The 18,085-nt window shown below is 67.9% G+C and carries 9 protein-coding genes (1 of these 9 running past the window's edge); 5 read left to right on the top strand and 4 right to left on the bottom strand.

Annotated features, from left to right (window positions below):
* Nucleotides 1-5: 5 nt before the first annotated feature.
* Nucleotides 6-2,921, bottom strand: a complete 2,916-nt coding sequence (locus GLA29479_RS05355; protein ID WP_057916148.1) for a TonB-dependent receptor domain-containing protein — start codon at nucleotides 2,919-2,921, stop codon at nucleotides 6-8.
* A 244-nt stretch (nucleotides 2,922-3,165) separates the two neighbouring features.
* Between GLA29479_RS05355 and GLA29479_RS05350 the strand changes: the two genes are divergently transcribed.
* The 4 genes from GLA29479_RS05350 to GLA29479_RS05335 all read left to right on the top strand — a co-directional run bounded on the left by GLA29479_RS05350 (nucleotide 3,166) and on the right by GLA29479_RS05335 (nucleotide 12,938).
* Nucleotides 3,166-5,130, top strand: coding sequence for an autotransporter assembly complex protein TamA (locus GLA29479_RS05350; RefSeq protein WP_057971001.1), 1,965 nt, complete (start codon nucleotides 3,166-3,168; stop codon nucleotides 5,128-5,130).
* A gap of 30 nt (nucleotides 5,131-5,160) precedes the next feature.
* Nucleotides 5,161-9,045 (top strand): translocation/assembly module TamB domain-containing protein, encoded by a 3,885-nt coding sequence (locus GLA29479_RS05345; protein WP_057971000.1) that lies wholly within the window; start codon nucleotides 5,161-5,163, stop codon nucleotides 9,043-9,045.
* Between the two features lie 674 nt (nucleotides 9,046-9,719).
* Nucleotides 9,720-10,265, top strand: a complete 546-nt coding sequence (locus tag GLA29479_RS05340) for a DinB family protein (RefSeq protein ID WP_057916151.1) — start codon at nucleotides 9,720-9,722, stop codon at nucleotides 10,263-10,265.
* Between the two features lie 513 nt (nucleotides 10,266-10,778).
* Nucleotides 10,779-12,938, top strand: a complete 2,160-nt coding sequence (locus GLA29479_RS05335; protein WP_082638298.1) for a M66 family metalloprotease — start codon at nucleotides 10,779-10,781, stop codon at nucleotides 12,936-12,938.
* Between the two features lie 149 nt (nucleotides 12,939-13,087).
* On the opposite strand, the gene GLA29479_RS05330 is transcribed toward GLA29479_RS05335, so the two are convergent.
* The 3 genes from GLA29479_RS05330 to mutM form a co-directional block, all read right to left on the bottom strand.
* The gene (locus GLA29479_RS05330) at nucleotides 13,088-15,913 is read right to left on the bottom strand and encodes a serine/threonine-protein kinase (RefSeq protein WP_057916153.1); all 2,826 of its coding nucleotides are present in this window, start codon (nucleotides 15,911-15,913) and stop codon (nucleotides 13,088-13,090) included.
* Nucleotides 15,914-16,040: 127 nt separating this feature from the next.
* Nucleotides 16,041-16,613: an ECF-type sigma factor gene (locus GLA29479_RS05325; RefSeq protein ID WP_031370611.1), complete on the bottom strand. Its 573-nt coding sequence runs from the start codon at nucleotides 16,611-16,613 to the stop codon at nucleotides 16,041-16,043.
* 173 nt (nucleotides 16,614-16,786) lie between these two features.
* Nucleotides 16,787-17,599, bottom strand: a complete 813-nt coding sequence (mutM, locus tag GLA29479_RS05320) for a bifunctional DNA-formamidopyrimidine glycosylase/DNA-(apurinic or apyrimidinic site) lyase (protein ID WP_057970999.1) — start codon at nucleotides 17,597-17,599, stop codon at nucleotides 16,787-16,789.
* A 98-nt stretch (nucleotides 17,600-17,697) separates the two neighbouring features.
* Here mutM and GLA29479_RS05315 point away from each other — a divergent pair, with 98 nt between their 5' ends.
* Nucleotides 17,698-18,085: the 5' portion of a CHAD domain-containing protein gene (locus tag GLA29479_RS05315; protein WP_057970998.1), read on the top strand. Its footprint extends 20 nt past the window's final position; only the first 388 of its 408 coding nucleotides appear in the window; it begins with the start codon at nucleotides 17,698-17,700; its stop codon lies beyond the right edge, outside the window.

Raw genomic sequence — 18,085 nt, 5'->3', positions numbered from 1 at the left:
CGAACTCAGAAGAACTTGTAGTTCACGCCGAGGTAGTAGGCGCGGCCGATCGAGTCGTACAGACCCGAGCCGAAGCCGGTGCCGAACAGGTTGACCGGCGGGTCGGAGTCGAACAGGTTGGTCACGCCGCCGTAGATCTGCCAGCCGCTGTCCTTGATCGTGTAGCTGCCGCGCACGTCGTGGAACACGCCCGAACCGGCCTTGATCGGCGTGGTCGAGGTCGGGTTCGTACGGTAGCTGGCGTTGGTCACGCGCAGGCCGCCGTCGGCGAAGCGGGTGCTCCAGTTCACGTCCCAGTTGTCGCGCATGTAGGCCGCGCGAACGGTGGCCTTCCATTCCGGGAAGCCCAGGGTCTTGTTCTGGTCGACCGTCTCGTCCTTGTCTTCCTGGAACGGATAGTCGGTGTAACCCAGCACCTTGGTGGCGTTGAGGTCCCAACGCATGCGGCCGCCCCACAGCGGGTGGCTGTAGTACATGCCGAGGTCGATACCGTCGGTGGTGGTGGCGGCGATGTTCTGGTTGATCGAGGTCAGGAAGCTGATCTGGCCGTCGGGACCGCGCTGGGTGTTGCGGCAGTAGATGTTGTCGATGCCGTTCGGGTTATCGACGCAACGGTCGGCGGTCTCCTGGAAGGTCGGCGCCGTGATGGAGTCGATGATCTTGATTTCCCAGTAGTCCACGTTCATGCCGAAGCCTTCCAGGAAGGTCGGGGTGAACACGAAACCCGCGGTCCAGCTGCGGCCGGTTTCCGGGTCGAGATCCGGGTTGCTGCCCGACAGGCCTTCGTTGGTGGCCGAGAAGGTGTCTTGGAAGTCGGGTGCCAGGCCGAGGGCGGCGCAGTTGCGGGCGCGCACGGCCGGGTCCTTGGCGTTACGGGTGTTGATCGGATCGCAAGGATCGTTGACGAAACCGAAGTTCTGCGACTGGCCGCCGAACAGCTCGTCGATGTTCGGCGCACGCACGGCGGCCGACATGTTGCCGCGGACGCGCAGGCTGTCGTTGATCGCCCAGTCCAGGTTGTAACGCCAGGCCTTGGTGCCGCCGATGGTGTCGTACTTGGAGTAACGGCCAGCGGCGCCGACGGTCAGGCTCTTGATCGCCGGCAGGTCGGCCAGCAACGGCACCGCGACTTCGGCCCAGATTTCGCGGACGTTGTAGCTGCCGCCGGAGTTCGGGATGGCGTTGAGGAACGTCTCGCCGGCGATGTCCAGCGGATCGTTGATCGAACGGCTGGTTTCGCGACGGTATTCGACGCCGGTGCCGAAGCTGACCGGGCCGGCCTTGAGCTCGAACAGGTTGTTGTTGGTCAGCGAACCGCCGGCCACGAACTGGGTCAGGCGCGCCTTGGAGATCGTGGTGACGTTGAACCAGTTGGCGGCGGCCGGGCTGATCGCGCCTTCGCCGAAGATCGAGAACGGAATGCAGGAAGCGGCGACTTCAGGCGACACTTCGCCGTAGCCCTGGTTGAAATCCAGCGCCAGATTGGTGTGGCCGGGATCGATCTTGGAACGGCAGACGATATTGCCGTTGGCGTCCTTGACCGCGTCCAGACCCGCGTAGAAGCGCTCCATGTGGCGGTTGTTGAGGTTGCGGCGGCGCTCGTGGGTGCGGCCGTAGTTGACCGACACGTCGTACAGCCAGTCGCTGGTCAGCGCGCCTTCGGCGCCGAACACCACGCGGGCGGTCTGGCGGTCGGTGTCTTCGCCGCGCGAGCCGGCATCGGCGTCGTTACGTCCGACGCGAATGGACTGGCGAGCGCCCATCAGGGCCAACAGTTCCGGCGTCACGTAGGCGTTATCGCGTTCGATGATGTGCGGATTGCCGGTCGCGCCGAACGCCGGCGAGAAGTACGACTTGCTGTGGACCTTGCTGTACATGCCTTCGAAGTACAGGCGGTGATCCTGGTTCAGGTCGAAGCCGGCGACGGCGCTGACGGTGTCGCGCTTGTACTGCGGCTGGATCTGCAGGTCCTGGTTGCCGTCGAGGCGGTCGCAGTTCTGGCAGGTGGCGTTGGTATTGCGCAGGGTCGGGCTGTCGCGGTCGAACGGACCGTCGAAGCGCTGCTTGCGCACCTGGCCGTTCGGGTCGAAGGTGTAGCGCAGTTCCGGCAGGAAGTTGCTGCCCAGCGAGAAGGTGCCGGCATTGGTGATGGTGTAGTTGCCGGCATTCGGCAGCAGGGTGTTGTCGAAGCCGCTGCCGGGCGAACGGATGGCGCGATAGGCCTGCTTGCCGAAGCGGTCGCCGAACATCAGGCGGTCCTGCTGGCTGTGCTCGAACGACAGCGCGACGTTGCCGCGGTCTTCGGCGAAGTTCCAGCCGCCGGTCAGCGAGATGAATTCCTTGCCGAAGCTGCCGTGCTGGCTGTCGCCGATCTGCGCGTGCAGGTTGGCGCCTTCGAACTTCTTCTTGAGGATGAAGTTGACCACGCCGGAGACGGCGTCGGCGCCGTACACCGCCGAAGCGCCGCCGGTGATGATTTCGACGCGCTCGACCCAGTCGGCCGGGATCAGGTTGGTGTCGACGGCCGAGGTGCCGGCGGACGCGCCGACCATGCGGCGACCGTTGACCAGCACCAGGGTGCGGGCGGTGCCGAGGTTGCGCAGATCCTGCATGGCCACGCCGGCGGTGCCGATGAAGCGGCCGGAGTTGCCCATCGTGAACGTGGTGGCCAGCTGCGGCATCGTCGTCAGCAGGTCGCCGATGTTGATCGCGCCGGTCGCCTTGATGTCTTCGGCGGTCAGGATGCTGACCGGGGCCGGGGAGACGACGTTCGGGTTGGAGATGCGCGAACCGGTAACGGTAACGGTTTCGATCTTGGTGACGTCTTCATTCGAAGCCGTTTCCGCCTGCTGTGCATAGGCGGGCGCGACGACGCCGACCAGTGCGGTGCAAACAGCAGTGGTGAGTATTTTTCTGTTCACGAAGTGGACTCCTGAAATATGCAGTGACATTGCTTCCCTACCGTGTGACTTCCCTATAGGTGGGAGTGGTGGATTGGCTGTTTTCTAGGAGACCCCGATGAGCCCGCCGCGCAGCCCCCAGCGCATGCGGTCAGTTCCCCCGAGGCCGAAATTACGACTTCTTAACGTCAGATGCAACGAATGTGCAAAGTGGCTGAACAAAATACGTAAGCAATACAAGCCTTTACCGGTTATCCTGACCGCTATGCCATTGATCCCCCGCCTTTTTTTCGCCGTCGCCCTGGTACTTGGAGCCGCCGGCACGGCCCGGGCGGCCAAAGTCGGCAAAGTCGAGATCGTCGGCCTCGATGAGGCCATGACCCAAAACGTCCGCGTTTCCCTGTCCCTGGTCGATACGATCGGCAAGGACGTGTCCGGGCGCCGCCTGGGTTATCTGCTGCGCGAGGCCGAGAACGAGGCCCGCGAGGCCCTGGAACCGTTCGGCTACTACTCGCCGACGATCAAGGTCGAGGATTCCCGCGGCACCCGCCGCCGCGATCCAGCCCTGCCGGCCGACACCAGCCCGGCCGAAGCCACCCCGGCCGAGGCCACCCAGGCTGAAGCGAGCCCGGCCGACGCCGGCACCGCCGAAGACCCGTCCGCCCGAGGCGCCTCGTCCCAGGACCCGGCCGCACCGGCCGCCTCGGCCGCAACCCCCTCGGTGCCGATCACCGTCACCCTGACCATCGACAAGGGCGAACCGGTCAAGGTGCGGCGCTCCGACATCGCCATCCTCGGCGCCGGCAGCGACGACCGTTACCTCAACCAGGACCTCGAGGCCTTCCGGCCCGGCCCGGACCAGGTCTTCAATCACGAGCTGTACGAGGCCAGCAAGACCAAGATCACCCGGCGTCTCGCCGAACGTGGCTACTTCGATGCGGATTTCTCGGCGCGGCGGGTGGAAGTGACCCGGGCGGAGCATGCCGCCGACATCGACCTGGTCTGGACCAGCGGCCAGCGCTACGACATGGGCCCGATCACCTTCGAGCAGACGCCCAAGCGGATCATCCGCGACAGCCTGCTCGAGCGCCTGGTGTACTGGGAGCAGGGCAGCTACTACCACCAAGGCAAGCTCGACCGCTTCCGCGAGTCGCTGTCGCGGCTGGATTATTTCGCCAGCATCGACATCGAACCGCAGCCGGACCAGGCGGTCGACGGCCAAGTGCCGGTCAAGGTCATCCTGACCCCGGCCAAGCGCAGCATCTACACCGCCGGCCTGAGCTACGGCACCGACAGCGGCGCCGGTGTGCGCCTGGGCCTGGAACGGCGTTATCTCAACGACCGCGGCCACAAGGCCCTGGCCCAGGTCGATTTCGCCGAGCGCCGCAAGACCGCGACCCTGCAATACCGCATCCCGGCTTTCGCCTGGCTCGACGGCTGGTACACCTTCAGCCTGCAAGGCACCGACGAGCAGACCGACTACATCGACTCGCGCCGCATCGAACTGGTCGCCAGCCGCAGCGGCAAGATCAACCAGCGCTGGACCGCCACCGCCTCGGTGCACGGCCTGCGCGAGCGCTGGGCCTATGCCGACGAGGACGACGACGATCCGACCACGCCGGTCGAATACCGTTCGGCTACCTTTCTGTATCCCTCGTTCCGGGTCGAGTACGTCGATGCCGACGACCGTTTGTATCCGCGCAACGGCATCGCCGCCACCGCGATGCTGCGCGGCGGCCTGGAAAGCGTCGGTTCGGATGCGAACTTCCTGCAACTGCACACGACCGCGCGCTGGTACAAGGGCCTGGGCCCGCGCAGCCGCCTGATCGCCCGCGGCGAACTCGGCCACACCTTCACCGACGCCCTGGTCGACATGCCGCCGACCCTGCGCTTCTACGCCGGTGGCGACCGCAGCATCCGCGGCTACGAATGGCGCGAAGTCGGCCCGCGCATCCCGGCGATCGACGGCCGCAAGGCGTTCGCGCTCGGCGCCAAGAACGTGGTCACCGGCAGCGTCGAGTACGAGCAGTATTTCAATGACAGCTGGGGCGCGGCGGTGTTCGTCGACAGCGGCAGCGCGTTCGACAACACCCCGAAGCTGCGCACCGGCGTCGGCGTGGGCGTACGTTGGCGCTCGCCGGTCGGCCCCTTGCGGATCGACATCGCGCGCGGCCTGGACGACCCGGATTCGGGTTTCCAGCTGTACCTCAACATCGGCGCCGATCTCTAAGGCACGCGGCCAGGACGACCCTGCAACGACATGAGCGATACGCCGAAAACTCCCGAACAATTGCTGCTCGAACGCCGCCAGCGTCGCCGCGCCGCGGCCAAGCGCTGGGCCTGGCGCAGCAGTTTTATCGCCGGCTCGTTGACCCTGTTGATCGCGGCCGGCGTGTATTGGCTGATCAGCACCATCGCCGGCCGCGACCTGTTGCTGGCGCAGATCGTCTCGCGCCTGCCGGCCGATTCGACCTTCACCTGGACCGCGGCCGAGGGGCCGGTGTCGGGGCCGCTGACCCTGCGCGGCGTGCGCTTCGCTTATAAGGGCACGGTGTTCACCGCCGAGCGCATCTTCGTCGATCCGGCCTTGGGGCCCCTGCTCGGCCGCAAGCTGCGCCTGGACGCGCTGCAGGTCGAGAACGCCACCCTCGACTTGCCCAAGAGCGACGAGCCCTTCGAATTGCCGAGCTGGCCCGAGGTGCTGCCGCAGATCGAACCGCCGCTGGCCTTGCAGGCCGACGATGTGCGCATCGATGGGTTCAAGCTCAGCCAGGAAGGCGAGCCGCTGATCGACGTGAGCCGCCTGCGCGCCGGACTCGATGCGCACTCGGGCAAGCTGCATGTCGAGAAACTCGAGGCAGTGACCGACCGCGGCCGTTTCACCGTGCACGGCGAGTACGAACCGCGCAACGACTTCAAGACCGACGTGGTTGCGACCGTGGTGTTGCCGAGCGCGCCGGGGCGCACGCCGCCGCGGCTGGGCCTGGTCGCGCGCGGCGATCTGTCGCGCATGGATGTCGCCATCGCCGGCGCCGCACCCGGCCCGGTGCGCGCGAGCCTGACTCTGCGCGGCAAGGACGATCCGCGCTGGCAGCTGCGCGCGCGCGCCGATGCGCTCGACGTCGGCCTGTTGCTCTCGCCCGACGCGAAGCCCAGCGACACGCCGATGGCGTTGCGTTTCGATGCCGGCGGTGTCGGCGGCAACGCCGACCTCAACGGCGAATTCCGCCAGGGCGATCTGGAGGTGACGGTGCTGCCGTCGAAGATCTCGCTCAAGGACCAAGTGCTCGACGTGCAGCCGTTGGCGCTGCAGTTGTTCGACGGCATCGCGACCCTGCGCGGCCACGCCGACTTCACCGATGCCGACAACGGCCAGTTCAAGTTCGCCGTCAACGCGCGCAATCTGCGCTGGGGCGGTCAGCCCGCGGCGACCACCGCGACCGCGGCTGCCATCGCCAAGCCTTCGCGCGCGCCGCAGACGCCGGCCACGCCGGCGATCGTGCTGGAGACGGCCGAGCTCGGTTTCGCCGGCACGGTCAAGGCCTGGGCCGCGATCGGCAAGGCCCGTTTGCTGCGCGACAAACAGGCCGCGACGGTCGAGTTCGACGGCCGCGGCGACGACCAGCGCATGAGCCTGAAGACGCTCAAGGCGAAGATGCCGACCGGCCAGCTCGACGGCAGCGGCGACGTCGTCTGGGCACCGGCGCTCGGCTGGAACTTCAAGGCCAACCTGTCGGGTTTCGACCCGGGCTATTTCGCCCCGGAATGGAAGGGTGCGGTCGACGGCCAACTCGCCAGCACCGGTGCCACCCGCGCCGACGGCGGCCTGGAGGTCCGGGTCGACGCCGAACGGCTCGGCGGCCGTCTGCGCGATCGGCCGCTCGGCGGACGCGGTCGCTTCGCGATGCACGGTGCCGCGCCCGGCAAGAGCGACGACGCTTACGAAGGCGAGGTCGACCTGACCCTCGGCGGCAGCCGCGTCGATGCCAAGGGCAAGCTCGCCCAGACGATCGAACTCGACGCCAAGCTGGCGCCGCTGCAGCTCAACGATCTGCTGCCGAATACCGCCGGCAGCTTCAAGGGCACGCTCAAGCTCAGCGGCGCGCGCGATGCGCCGAACATCGACGCCGACCTGACCGGCAGTGGCCTCAAGTACGGCGACTACACGGCGGCGAGTTTCAGCGCCAAGGGTCGGCTGCCCTGGCGCGGCCGCGGCGGCGAACTGGCCGTGCGCGCGAGCGATCTCAATGCCGGCATCGCGCTGTCGTCGCTGAGCGTCGATGCGCGCGGCGCGGTCGAGTCCCTGCAACTGCAGGCGCAGGCCGACAGCGAGGTCGCCCAGCTCGCACTGACCGGCCACGCCGACAAGCGCGGCGCGACCTGGCAAGGCGCGCTGGCGTCGCTGCAGCTGACGCCGAGCAAGGGCGCGTCCTGGCGTCTGCAGCAGGCTGCGCAGTTCCGTTGGGACGGCCGCAATGGCGCGTTGACGAACGCCTGCCTGGCCTCGAGCAGCGGCGGCTCGCTGTGCGCCAGCGCGGACTGGCCGCGACGCGGTGTCGATATCAAGGGGCAGGGGCTGCCTTTGCTGCTGGCCCAAGCCTATCTGCCCGAACGCAGCGACAAGCGGCCGTGGCTGCTGCGCGGCGAAATCGCGCTCGACGGCGAACTGCGTCCGGTCGGCAACGGCTGGCGCGGCCAGGTCGAGATCAGCTCGGCCGGCGGCGGCCTCAAGTTCAGCGAGCGCGCGCGCCGCGAACTGCTGCGCTACAACGCCTTGTCGCTGAAGGCGACCTTCGACCCGAACAAGCTCAACGCCGAACTCAAGGCCGGCTTCAACGACGACGGCCACATCGACGCCAAGATCGCCACCGGTTGGGACGCGTATGCGCCCTTGTCGGGCAATGTCGCGGTCGACACCGACGAGCTGACCTGGCTGGAGATGTTCTCGCCCGACATCGTCGAACCCAAGGGCCGTCTGGAAGGCCGCATCAGCCTGGCCGGCACGCGTTCGCAGCCGCTGCTCGGCGGACAGGCGCAGTTGAGCCAGTTCACCACCGAGCTGCCCGCGCTCGGCATCGTCCTGCAGAACGGCAACGTCCGCCTCGACGCGCAGAGCGACGGCAGCGCACGCATCGCCGGCAGCGTGCGCTCCGGCGAAGGCACCTTGAACATCGACGGCACGCTCGGTTGGCAGGGCGACGACACGCCGTTGGTGCTCAACCTGCGCGGCACCAACGTGCTCGCCTCCGACACCCGCGACCTGCATGCGATCGCGAACCCCGACCTGACCGTGCGCTACGCCGCCAAGCAGCCGCTGCAGGTCACCGGCACGGTCACCATTCCGACCGCGCGCATCGATCTGGAACGTCTCGACCAGGGCGTATCGGTGTCCGAAGACGTGGTCGTGCTCGACCCGGTCGATCCGGAAGACACCGGCGCCTCGCCGCTCGACCTCGACCTGACACTGGTGGTCGGCGAACAGGTCAAGCTCAACGGCTTCGGCCTCGACGGCAAGCTCGGCGGCCAGATGCGGGTGCGTTCGCGCCCCGGCCGCGAGATGACCGCGAACGGCGCGCTCAACGTCGAAGGCCGCTACACCGCCTACGGCCAGAAACTGCAGATCACCCGCGGCCGTCTGGCCTGGAACAACGGCCCGGTGTCGGACCCGATCCTCGACGTGCGCGCCGAACGCGAAGTCGGCGCGGTCACCGCCGGCGTCGACATCAGCGGCCGGGTCAGTTCGCCGCAGGTCAACGTCTGGTCCAACCCGGCCAGCTCGCAGTCCGAAGCGCTGGCTTATCTCGCGCTCGGCCGGCCGCTGTCGTCGGTCAGTGGCGATGAAGGCCGTCAGCTCAACGCCGCCAGCGCCGCGCTCTCGGCCGGCGGCGGCATGCTCGCCTCGCAGCTCGGCGCCAAGATCGGCCTCGACGACGCCGGCGTGATGGAAAGCCGCGCGCTCGGCGGCTCGGTGCTCGGCGTCGGCAAATACCTGTCGCCGCGCTTGTACGTCGGCTACGGCGTGTCCCTGCTCGGCACCGGCCAGGTGCTGACCTTGAAGTATCTGCTGCGCAAGGGCTTCGACATCGAGATCGAATCGAGCACGATCGAGAACCGCGCGTCGATCAACTGGCGCAAGGAGAAATAATGCTGCGCGAGCGATCAGTGGGCACTATCTTTTAGTAGTGCGGGCGCGGCCAGTTTCTTGCTGCATGCAATAGGAGGCCGGAACAGTTCTGCCTCGTATTAAAGCGCGGCACATCATGTGTATAGGCGACCGTTTTGGCCGTCCGGCCGGTGCGCCACATCCATTGGCGGAGTGGCATTGATTGCATCTTGCGCGAATATCACTCGGAGCCGAAGGCCACATGACATCTTCGCCATTCGCCCGCTTCATTTGGGTTGGTAGTGTGTCGCTGGCGATCTCGTTGATCTCGGTATGGCTGTATGTGCGTATGGGGCAGCCGCCTTCGCCTCTGAATACGATCTTCGAACTCCTTTTTCTTGTAGGCGTATACACAGGGTTCCTATGGTCTAGCTGGCCTCTGTTTTCCGAAGGAAGCTTGCTAGAGAGATGGGTGATACGGGTAATTTACTCAGTAATTGCAACGGCGACTTGGTTGCTTCTTTGTTTCTGTGCGGCTATGGCGTTTCAACTTGCGATCGGTGGGAGCCTCTAAGGCAGCGCCACGAGAGCCGGGGCGTATCGGCCCTTGCTCGTTTCCTTGGCTCGCGTTCCTTGCCTGAGACAGATATTCCTTGCTGACCGGAAAAGGTTTTGGAGAATAAAAGCGGCGATACTCAGTCAGGGAGTTCTTCACGATGAAGCTGCGCGAACACGCCGTGCTGATGGCCGGCTACAACCGCTGGATGAACGATAAGGTCTATGAGGCGGCCGCGCGCCTGCCGCATGAGGCGGTGGTCGAAGACCGTGGTGCGTTCTTCGGCTCGATTCTCGGCACGCTCAATCATCTGCTGGCGGCCGACCTGATCTGGCTGCATCGTTTCGCGCGCCATCATCCGGCGCGTTTCGAGGCCTTGGTACCGATCCTCGACACGGCGCCGCCGACCGCCATCGATCAGCAACTGCACGATCGTCTCGCGCCCCTGCGGGCGCAGCGAAGCGAACTCGATGCGCGGATCGAGGATTGGGCCGGGTGCCTGACCGATGCGGATCTCGATCACGTGCTGGCCTACGCGAACACCAAAGGCGTTGTCTCGCACCGGGATTTCGGCGGTTTGTTGATGCATTTCTTCAATCACCAGACCCATCACCGCGGCCAGGTCACGACCTTGTTGACCCAGGCCGGCGAGGATGTCGGTGCGACCGATCTATTGCTGCTGCTGCCGCAGCACGCATCGGGCTGAGGTTTCGTCGGGCTGCTGCGCCGACCGCCCTGCCTGCAGCGCGCGACCTGACTACGCGATGCTTTTCGCGCAAATCCGCCCGCAGCGCACGATTCCGGGCCATGCGAGCGGCGGCCTCGTGGAGATGGCCGATGCTGCCGAGACGACAGCGCTACGCTTCGGTGCGCCGCGCTCGTGTCGCCGTGATGCAACATCGTTGCTTCTGGATTGTGCGCATAGTCACGACTCGCGCGTGCGGCTTCGCGCATGCCGCGTGGGCGGTCGCGACGAGCTGTGCTAACGAAAACGGGGCAATGCTTGTTCGCGCTGCGGGTGCACATGCGTTCGCGTCGCGCTCGACCGTGGGCAAGCCGCGAATGGCGACGACGCGTCACGATTGCATGGGTATGATGCGGTCCGCCGGATCGTGGGGAGACGATCGCGCCGATCGGCGACGGCTCATACGCAGGACGCTCCATCCATACGCCATTCACCGGCGCGGGCGCAGAGGTTCGTGCCACAGGGGGAACCATCATGCAGACACCTCGCTTCACCACAACCGCGTTGTGGCTTTCGATCGCACTGAGCTTGAGCGCCTGCGGAGGCGGTGGCGGTGGCGACAAGAAGGGCGGCGAAACCACGCCGGCTCCGGGCACACCGCCCGGCACGCCGCCGCCCACGCCGCCCACGCCGCCGCCGGGAGCGGCAGCGTTGGATATTACCCAGCTCGAACTCGCCCAGACCCACGTGCTGCCGGAAGCCGGGTTGAGCTGGACTCTGCGCCAGGCCAAGGAACGGCTGCATGCGGTGGGCGGGCGCGAAGCGCTCGCGCTGCTGCGCCTGTCGGCCGACAACGCCGGCAATCCGCAGCTGGAAGGCTGGGCCAACGGCGTCCAACTCGGCAGCGTTGCGCTGTCCGCTTCGATCCCCGTCACCGAAGCCGGCGGTGCGGCCTATCCGGGCGCGCGCTACAGCGCGAGCTTGCCGGCCGCGTGGCTGGTGCCCGGTTTGCAGTTGCGCGTGCGCGCCGACAATTACCGCGTCGGCGCTTTCCGCTCGCCCATGATCGGCGCCGACAGTCCGGTGACCCTGCGCGTATTGCCGATGTATCTGTTCGGTGCGAACGAGAGCAATTCGGTGCCGCTGGCGACCTCCGGCGCGCCCGATGCCGCCACGGTGACCGAGATCTTCGCGAAATGGCCGGTGGCCAGCGTGGTCGCGCAGAACCATCCGGCGCAGCGCGCGGTATGGCCGACCTTGTCGATCTCGCCGAGCGGCGGCAAACCGGCTTACCTGGCGCGTAGCACCGACGACGAACAATCGGGCTTCCAGGTCATGGGCGCCACCTTGAATCTGCTCGGCGGGCTGCTCGCCGCCAACGGCGAATCCTCCGGACCGGTGCAGTACTACGCGCCGCTGATCCTGTTCGATGCCGCCGGCAAGCTCAAGCATCCCGGCGGCGGCCTGGGGTCGATCGGCGGCGACACCGGCGTCGGCGATCACGCCTACTCGGGCATCTTCATCCATGAGCAGGGCCACGCGATGGGGCTGCCGCATCAGGGCGGCGCCTATACCGACGGCAAGTATCCCTATCTGGCCGGCAGCCTGAACGGGTCGGTCTGGGGCTACGACAGCACGCGCAAGGAATTCCTGGCGCCGTTCGTACCGGCCACCGCTTCGCGTTACCGCAATTGCGCCGGCGATACCTTCGACAGCACGCCGCGCCAACTCGATGCACAGGGCCGCTGCATCAAGCAGGACCCGATGCAGAGCGGTTCCGGCGATGAGGCACGCGGCTACCGCTTCGCGACCTTCTCCGATTACAGCGTCGCGATGATGCAGCGCCATCTCGAGGGCACGACCTCGACCGACAAGAACGGCGCGCGCGTCTACTCCGGCGGCAGCATCGTCGCCGATGCGGCTTTCCCCGGTGGCTACAAGCGTTGGGACGGGATCGACCGGCGCTGGATCGACGTCGCCCCGAAGACCGCCGACAACGGCCTGTACGGCTTCAACCAGGGCTTGCCTGAGCGGCGCGACGTGCCGGTGCAGGCGATCGCGGTCGCTTACAGCCGGGCCGGTACCGCCAACGTCTCGCAGATCTATCCGCCGATCGGTTTCCGCGGCAATCTGCTGCGCTACATCGACCCCAGCGACGCGGCGCAGCGCGCCAGCATCGTGCCGAACACCGGGACCTATGCGTGGTACTGCCACAACGGCGGCTGCGACTACACCTTGCGCGTGACCTATGCCGATGGCGGCGTGCGCCACGTGCTGCTGCAGGGCGGTTTCCGCCCCTGGTTCGGCCCGACCACCGCGCCACCGGCCAGCGCCGGCGATCCGAACAACGGCGACAGCTTCCGCACCTGGGTGGTCAACGTGCCCGCCGACAAGGCGATCGCGCGGATCGAGCTGCTGGATTCGCCGAAGGCCTGGGAAGGCCTGCCGGCTGCGCCGACGGTGTTGCTGTCGCGGCAAGTGCCGACGGTGAGCGCCCGCGCCACCGAAGCCGGCGCGAACGATGCCGCCTGCGTCGAGCTTGCGACCGTCGCCGTGCCGCTCAAGGCCGCACCGGAGCCGCGTTGCGCCTCCACGCCGCGCCCGGCCGCGTTGCCGGCGAGCGAAGCCTCGGCGACGCAACCGGCGGCGGATCTGCATTTGCGCGCCTGGCTCAGCAGCTTGCTCAGGCGCTGACGCCGCACGCGTCCGATCGCCGGGATCGCGCCATGCCCCGTCCCCAGCCGCGGCGGGGCATGCGCCAGGTGTCGGCGCGAATGGCGCCGAGCGCATCGAATCTGCACGGCGGTTCGGCCGGATCCCGCGCCGAATGAGCGCGGCGTCGCTTATCCGTCGCAGGCGTCGCGTATGACTTGCACGTCGCGTTTGATCTGGCTGCCGTCGGGCCGAGCATCGGCGATCGTGCGCAGCAAGCCGTCGAGCGTGGCCCGCGCCTGGCCGCGTTGCGGCCCGCCGCAACGCACCTGCGCCGCATAGGCCTGCGCGCGCCAGCCGAGCTCGCGCAACTTTTCGTCGGTGGTCGGCAGTTCCGACAACGACTCCAGGTGGGCGAGTGCGGCGGCGTCGCCGGACAGCGCCTGCACCTGGGCCAGGTCGAGTTCGGCGTGACGGGTGTTCGGGTGGCGCTCGCCATAACTCTTGCGGGTCAGGCTGACCGCGCGCTGCAAATGATCGATGCCGCGGTCGCGTTCGTCCAGGGCGATCTCGACTTCGCCGAGCAGACGCTCAGTGTCGCCGACCAGGCCGTGCTCGGCGCCGAACTCGGCCACGCGCAGCGCGCGGATCTCGTCGAGCAGGATCCGCGCCATGGTGTTGCGGTTGGTGGCGTGCAGCACCGTGGCCTGTGCGAACAAGGCTTCGGCGAGGCGGCCGCGGTCGAGGTGCTTGCGCGAAATCGTCACTGCGTATTCGAGTTCGCTCAGGGCGCGGTCGACGTCGCCGCGTTCCCAGGCGATCAGGCCCAGGCTGCTGTGCAGGCCGGCCAGGTCGGAATGATCGGCGCCGAGGCGCGGCGTCAGTACGTTGCGCAACTGTTCCAGCTCGATCTGCGCCTGCACGTACTGGCCTTGTTCGATGTGGAAGGCGGCGAGCTGGCGGCGCACGGCCATGGTGGCCGGATGCTGGCCGCCGTTGACCTCCAAGGCGATCGCGAGCGCTTCCTTGGCGTCGCGTTCGGCGTCGTTGAGCTGGCCGAGGTCGTGGCGCAGCGCAGCCAGGTTGCGGCTGATCTCGACCTGCAGCGGATGGCGATCGCCGACGCTCTGCTGCAGGCGCCGGCGCGCCTGCTCGAAGCCTTGCAGGGCCTGGCGGCTCTGCCCGGCATCGGCTTGCAGGCTGGCGAGGTCCATCAGATTCTCGACTTCGCCGACGTCGCTGTTCTCGAGCATTTCGCGGCGCAGCGCGAGCGAACGTTCGAACAACTGCCGCGCCCCCTGGCGCTCGCCGTTGGCCTGCCGGCAACGACCGAGTTCGGAATAGAACTCGCTGGCCTGATTCGGCAATTGCGCTTGTTCGCGCCGGGCCAGATCGAGCCCGGGTTGCATCAGCGCCGCGCATTCGCGCGGCTGAGCGAGCAGGCGCAGCACCTTGCCGCGTTGGGTGATCGATTCCAGGCGCAGACTTTCGGGGATGTCGTCGTCGGTGCTGGCGATGATGCTGGCCTGGCGGTCGAGCAGCGCGCGCGCTTCGTTGTAATCGCCCAGGCTGGTGCGCATGCGCGCGATCACCCCGAACAGCTCGGCGCGCGCGCGCGGTTGCCGCGCGAGTTCGCGCGTGCCGCGGATCACCGAGGCGTCGAGCAGGCCGCGCAGGTCCAGCGCTTCGCCTTCGGGCGTACCGCGCGCGCTTTCGAACAGGCCGACCATGAAGTCCTGCATCGCCTGGGCGCGGCTGGCTTCGCCGACCGCTTCGCGCGCCTGCCAGGCGACGATGCCGAGCGCGGCGCTGAGCACTACGGTGACCAGGGCCGCGGTGGCCAACGCCCAGCGATGGCGGGCGACGTATTTGTTGAAGCGGTAGCGCAGGCTCTGCGCCCGCGCCAGCACCGGCCGGCCGGCTTCGAAGCGCTGCAGGTCCAGCGACAGCGCTTCCACCGAGGGATAGCGCTGCTCGGGACGCTTGGACAGGGTCTTGAGGACGATGTTGTCGAGGTCGCCGCTGAGCTGGCGGGCGAGACGGCGCACCGAGTTCGGATCGACCTCGGCATCGTCGGCGTCGACGTAGCGCAGCACCGCCTGCGAGGGCCGCAGCGGGTCGGCGGCGAGGATCGCCTCTTCCCACTCGGCGTCGGTCTGGCGCTTCAGGCGATACGGCTTGGAATCGGTGAGCAGCTCGTACAGCACCACGCCGAGCGAATACACGTCGGTCATGGTGGTGACCGGCTCGCCGCGCACCTGTTCGGGCGCGGCGTAGTGCAGGGTGAAGGCGCGCGCGCCGGTGCGGGTCTGCTCGGGCAGCGGCACGTCGTTGCTGTCGAGCAGCTTGGCGATGCCGAAATCGAGCAGACGCACGTCGCCGGCCGGCGTCACCATGATGTTCGACGGCTTGAGGTCGCGGTGGACGATCAGATTGGCGTGGGCGTGGCTGACCGCGTCGCAGATCTGCTGGAACATGCGCAGGCGCTTGTCGAGCGGCGTGCGCTGATTGCGGCAGTAGTCGGTGATCGGCTCGCCTTCGACGTATTCCAGGGCCAGATAGGGCAGGCCGTCGCGGCTGATGCCGGCATCGAGCAGCCGCGCGATGTGCGGATGCGCGAGGCGGGCGAGGATTTGCCGTTCGCGGGTGAAGCGCGTGCGCAGGTTGGTGTCGGCCAGGCCCGGACGCAGCAGCTTCAGCGCGACCCGGCGCTGGTACAGGCCGTCGGCGCGCGAGGCCAGCCAGACCTGGCCCATGCCGCCTTCGCCGAGCAGGCTTTCCAGGCGATAAGTGCCGACCTCGACGCCCGGACGCATGCCGGTGTTCTGCGGTGCGACCAGGGGCTCGGAAAGAAAATCCTCGTGGCCGTCTTCGAGCCCGATCAGCTCGGCGAGCTGGTCGGCGAGTTCGGCGTCGTCGGCGCGCAGCTCGCCCAAGCGTTCGGCGCGCGCGACCGGGTCCATCTCGAGCAGCGCGTCGAGCAGCGGGGACAGGCGTTGCCAGCGTTCGGCGTCCATGCGCGGTCAGTCGGTTTCGATACGACGGTCGTCGGCGATGTGGATCATGACGATGCGCATGGTGTGCGGGCGCGCTGCGCGGCGGCAGCCGGGGCGATGACGGAACGCGGCACGCGCGGACCGTGCGTCAGCGGCTGGGCTCGTCTTGCAGCGAGGCCAGCAGGAACAGACGGGCCTTCTGCCAGTCGCGGCGGATGCTGCGCTCGGAGCGTTGCAGCAGCGCGGCGATTTCCAGTTCCGAGAGGCCGGCGAAATAGCGCAGCTCGACCACCTGGGCGAGGCGCTGATCGACGGCGGCCAGTTTGGTCAGGGCGGTATCCAGGCCGAGCGTGTCCTCGTCCAGGCGCAGGCCGCCTTCGACGTCGTCGGGCAACTCGGTAACGCGGTGCAGATCGCCGCCGCGCTTTTGCGCCAGGCGCTGGCGCGCGTAGTCGACGACCACGCTGCGCATGGCCGATGCGGCGTAGGCGAAGAAATGCGCGCGATCGTCGAACTGGGCTTCGCGGCGGCCGACCAGCTTGAGGTAGGCCTCGTGCACCAGGGCGGTCGCATCCAGGGTCTGGCCGTGCTGGCCGGCGAGCTGGCGCCGCGCCATGGTGTGCAACTCCTGGTAGAGAGTCGCGAGCACGCGATCGAGTGCGCCGCGATCGCCTTCGCGGGCGGCATCCAACAGGATCGTGATGTCAGCGCTTTCGGCCATATCGCCCCTCGACTCGGTGGAGACTATAGCGCGTTCATCTTCACATGATAGCGACCGTGGTGGCATCGCCCGCGCCGCGCCGGCGCCGTCCGTCCGGAACCGGCGCCCGCAACGCCTGAGGACCTGGCGCTGCGGGCCAGCCGGCCCGGCGGCGGGTACCGCCGGTCGCCGCTTCAGCGTTGGCAGTGCCCGCACCAGACCGTGGTGCGCTGGCCGATGCTGGCCTGCTTGAGCGGCCGTCCGCAGCGCGGGCAGGGCTCGCCGCCGCGGCCGTAGGCCGACAGCTCCTGCTCGAAGTAGCCGGGCGCGCCGTCCGGGCTGATGAAGTCGCGCAGGGTCGTGCCGCCGCGCTGGATGGCGTAGGCCAGGATGGTCTTGATCGAGGCCGCGAGCTCGCCGTAGCGGTCGCGCGAAACCTTGCCGGCTGCGCGCAGCGGCGACACCCCGGCCGCGAACAAGGCCTCGGCGACGTAGATGTTGCCGACCCCGACGACCACCCGCTGGTCCATCAGGAAGGTCTTCACCGGCGCCTTGCGGCCGCGGCTGAGCTCGAACAGGTAGTCGCCGTCGAAGGCGTCCGAGAGCGGTTCCGGGCCGAGATCGCGCAGCAGTTCATGGGTCTCGCCGGGGGGCTGCCACAGCAGGCAGCCGAAGCGACGCGGGTCGTTGAAGCGCAGCACCTGGTCGGAATCGAGCAGCAGGTCGACGTGGTCATGCGCGCGCACCGGCGTGTCCGCGGGCAGCACGCGCAGGCTGCCGGACATGCCCAGGTGCAGCAGCGCGCTGCCGGCGGCGGTGTCGAGCAACAGGTACTTGGCGCGGCGGCGCACCGCGTCGATGCGTTCGCCGGGCAGGGTGTCTTCGATCTGCAGCGGGATCGGCCAGCGCAGGTCGGGGCGACGCAGGATCGCGGTGACGACGCGGCGGCCTTCCAAATGCGGCGCCAGGCCGCGCCGGGTGGTTTCGACTTCAGGCAATTCAGGCATGCCGCAAGGGTACTATCCCGGGCAGGCCGCGCATCGTTCGAAGGCCGTCCGTAAGCCGTTCGTTAGCCGTACGTAAGCCGGAATGGGGGAGTCGCTTCATGCCGCACGCGCCAGCGTCCGAGGAAGCCGCCGCACACGGGTCCCGGCTCGCCGCAAAGGCGCCGGACGAGCCGGCCGCGCATCCGCCGGGCCGGCGCCTGCGCAGTTTCGCCACCGCCGAGATCGACATGGCGCTCGACGCCCTGGGCTGGCGCGGCAATCGCATCCATGCCGGCGTGCACCTGGCGCGCAAGGGGCTGCGGCGGGTCCGCGCCACCCTTGCCCTCGGCGGCGGCGCGCTCGGTCCGGGCGCGGTGTTGGTCGACCGCGAGTTGCGCCGGCTCAACCGCGATTTGTCCGCATTGCGCGACGCCCATGCGCTGGTCGAAACCCTGGATCGTCTGCTGCGCCTGTCGCTCGAGGCCGAGGTCCGCACCCTGCTGCGCC

Source organism: Lysobacter antibioticus (assembly GCF_001442535.1).
In the GTDB taxonomy this organism is placed as follows: domain Bacteria; phylum Pseudomonadota; class Gammaproteobacteria; order Xanthomonadales; family Xanthomonadaceae; genus Lysobacter; species Lysobacter antibioticus.
The sequence above is the reverse complement of the archived record's forward strand: the minus strand, read 5'-3'. Positions and strand labels throughout refer to the sequence as shown.

Coding starts and splice junctions, on each gene's coding strand:
- GLA29479_RS05350 (WP_057971001.1), top strand. CDS start 3,166: ATGCCATTGATCCCCCGCCTTTTTTTCGCCGTCGCCCTGGTACTTGGA.
- GLA29479_RS05345 (WP_057971000.1), top strand. CDS start 5,161: ATGAGCGATACGCCGAAAACTCCCGAACAATTGCTGCTCGAACGCCGC.
- GLA29479_RS05340 (WP_057916151.1), top strand. CDS start 9,720: ATGAAGCTGCGCGAACACGCCGTGCTGATGGCCGGCTACAACCGCTGG.
- GLA29479_RS05335 (WP_082638298.1), top strand. CDS start 10,779: ATGCAGACACCTCGCTTCACCACAACCGCGTTGTGGCTTTCGATCGCA.
- GLA29479_RS05330 (WP_057916153.1), bottom strand. CDS start 15,913: ATGGACGCCGAACGCTGGCAACGCCTGTCCCCGCTGCTCGACGCGCTG.
- GLA29479_RS05325 (WP_031370611.1), bottom strand. CDS start 16,613: ATGGCCGAAAGCGCTGACATCACGATCCTGTTGGATGCCGCCCGCGAA.
- mutM (WP_057970999.1), bottom strand. CDS start 17,599: ATGCCTGAATTGCCTGAAGTCGAAACCACCCGGCGCGGCCTGGCGCCG.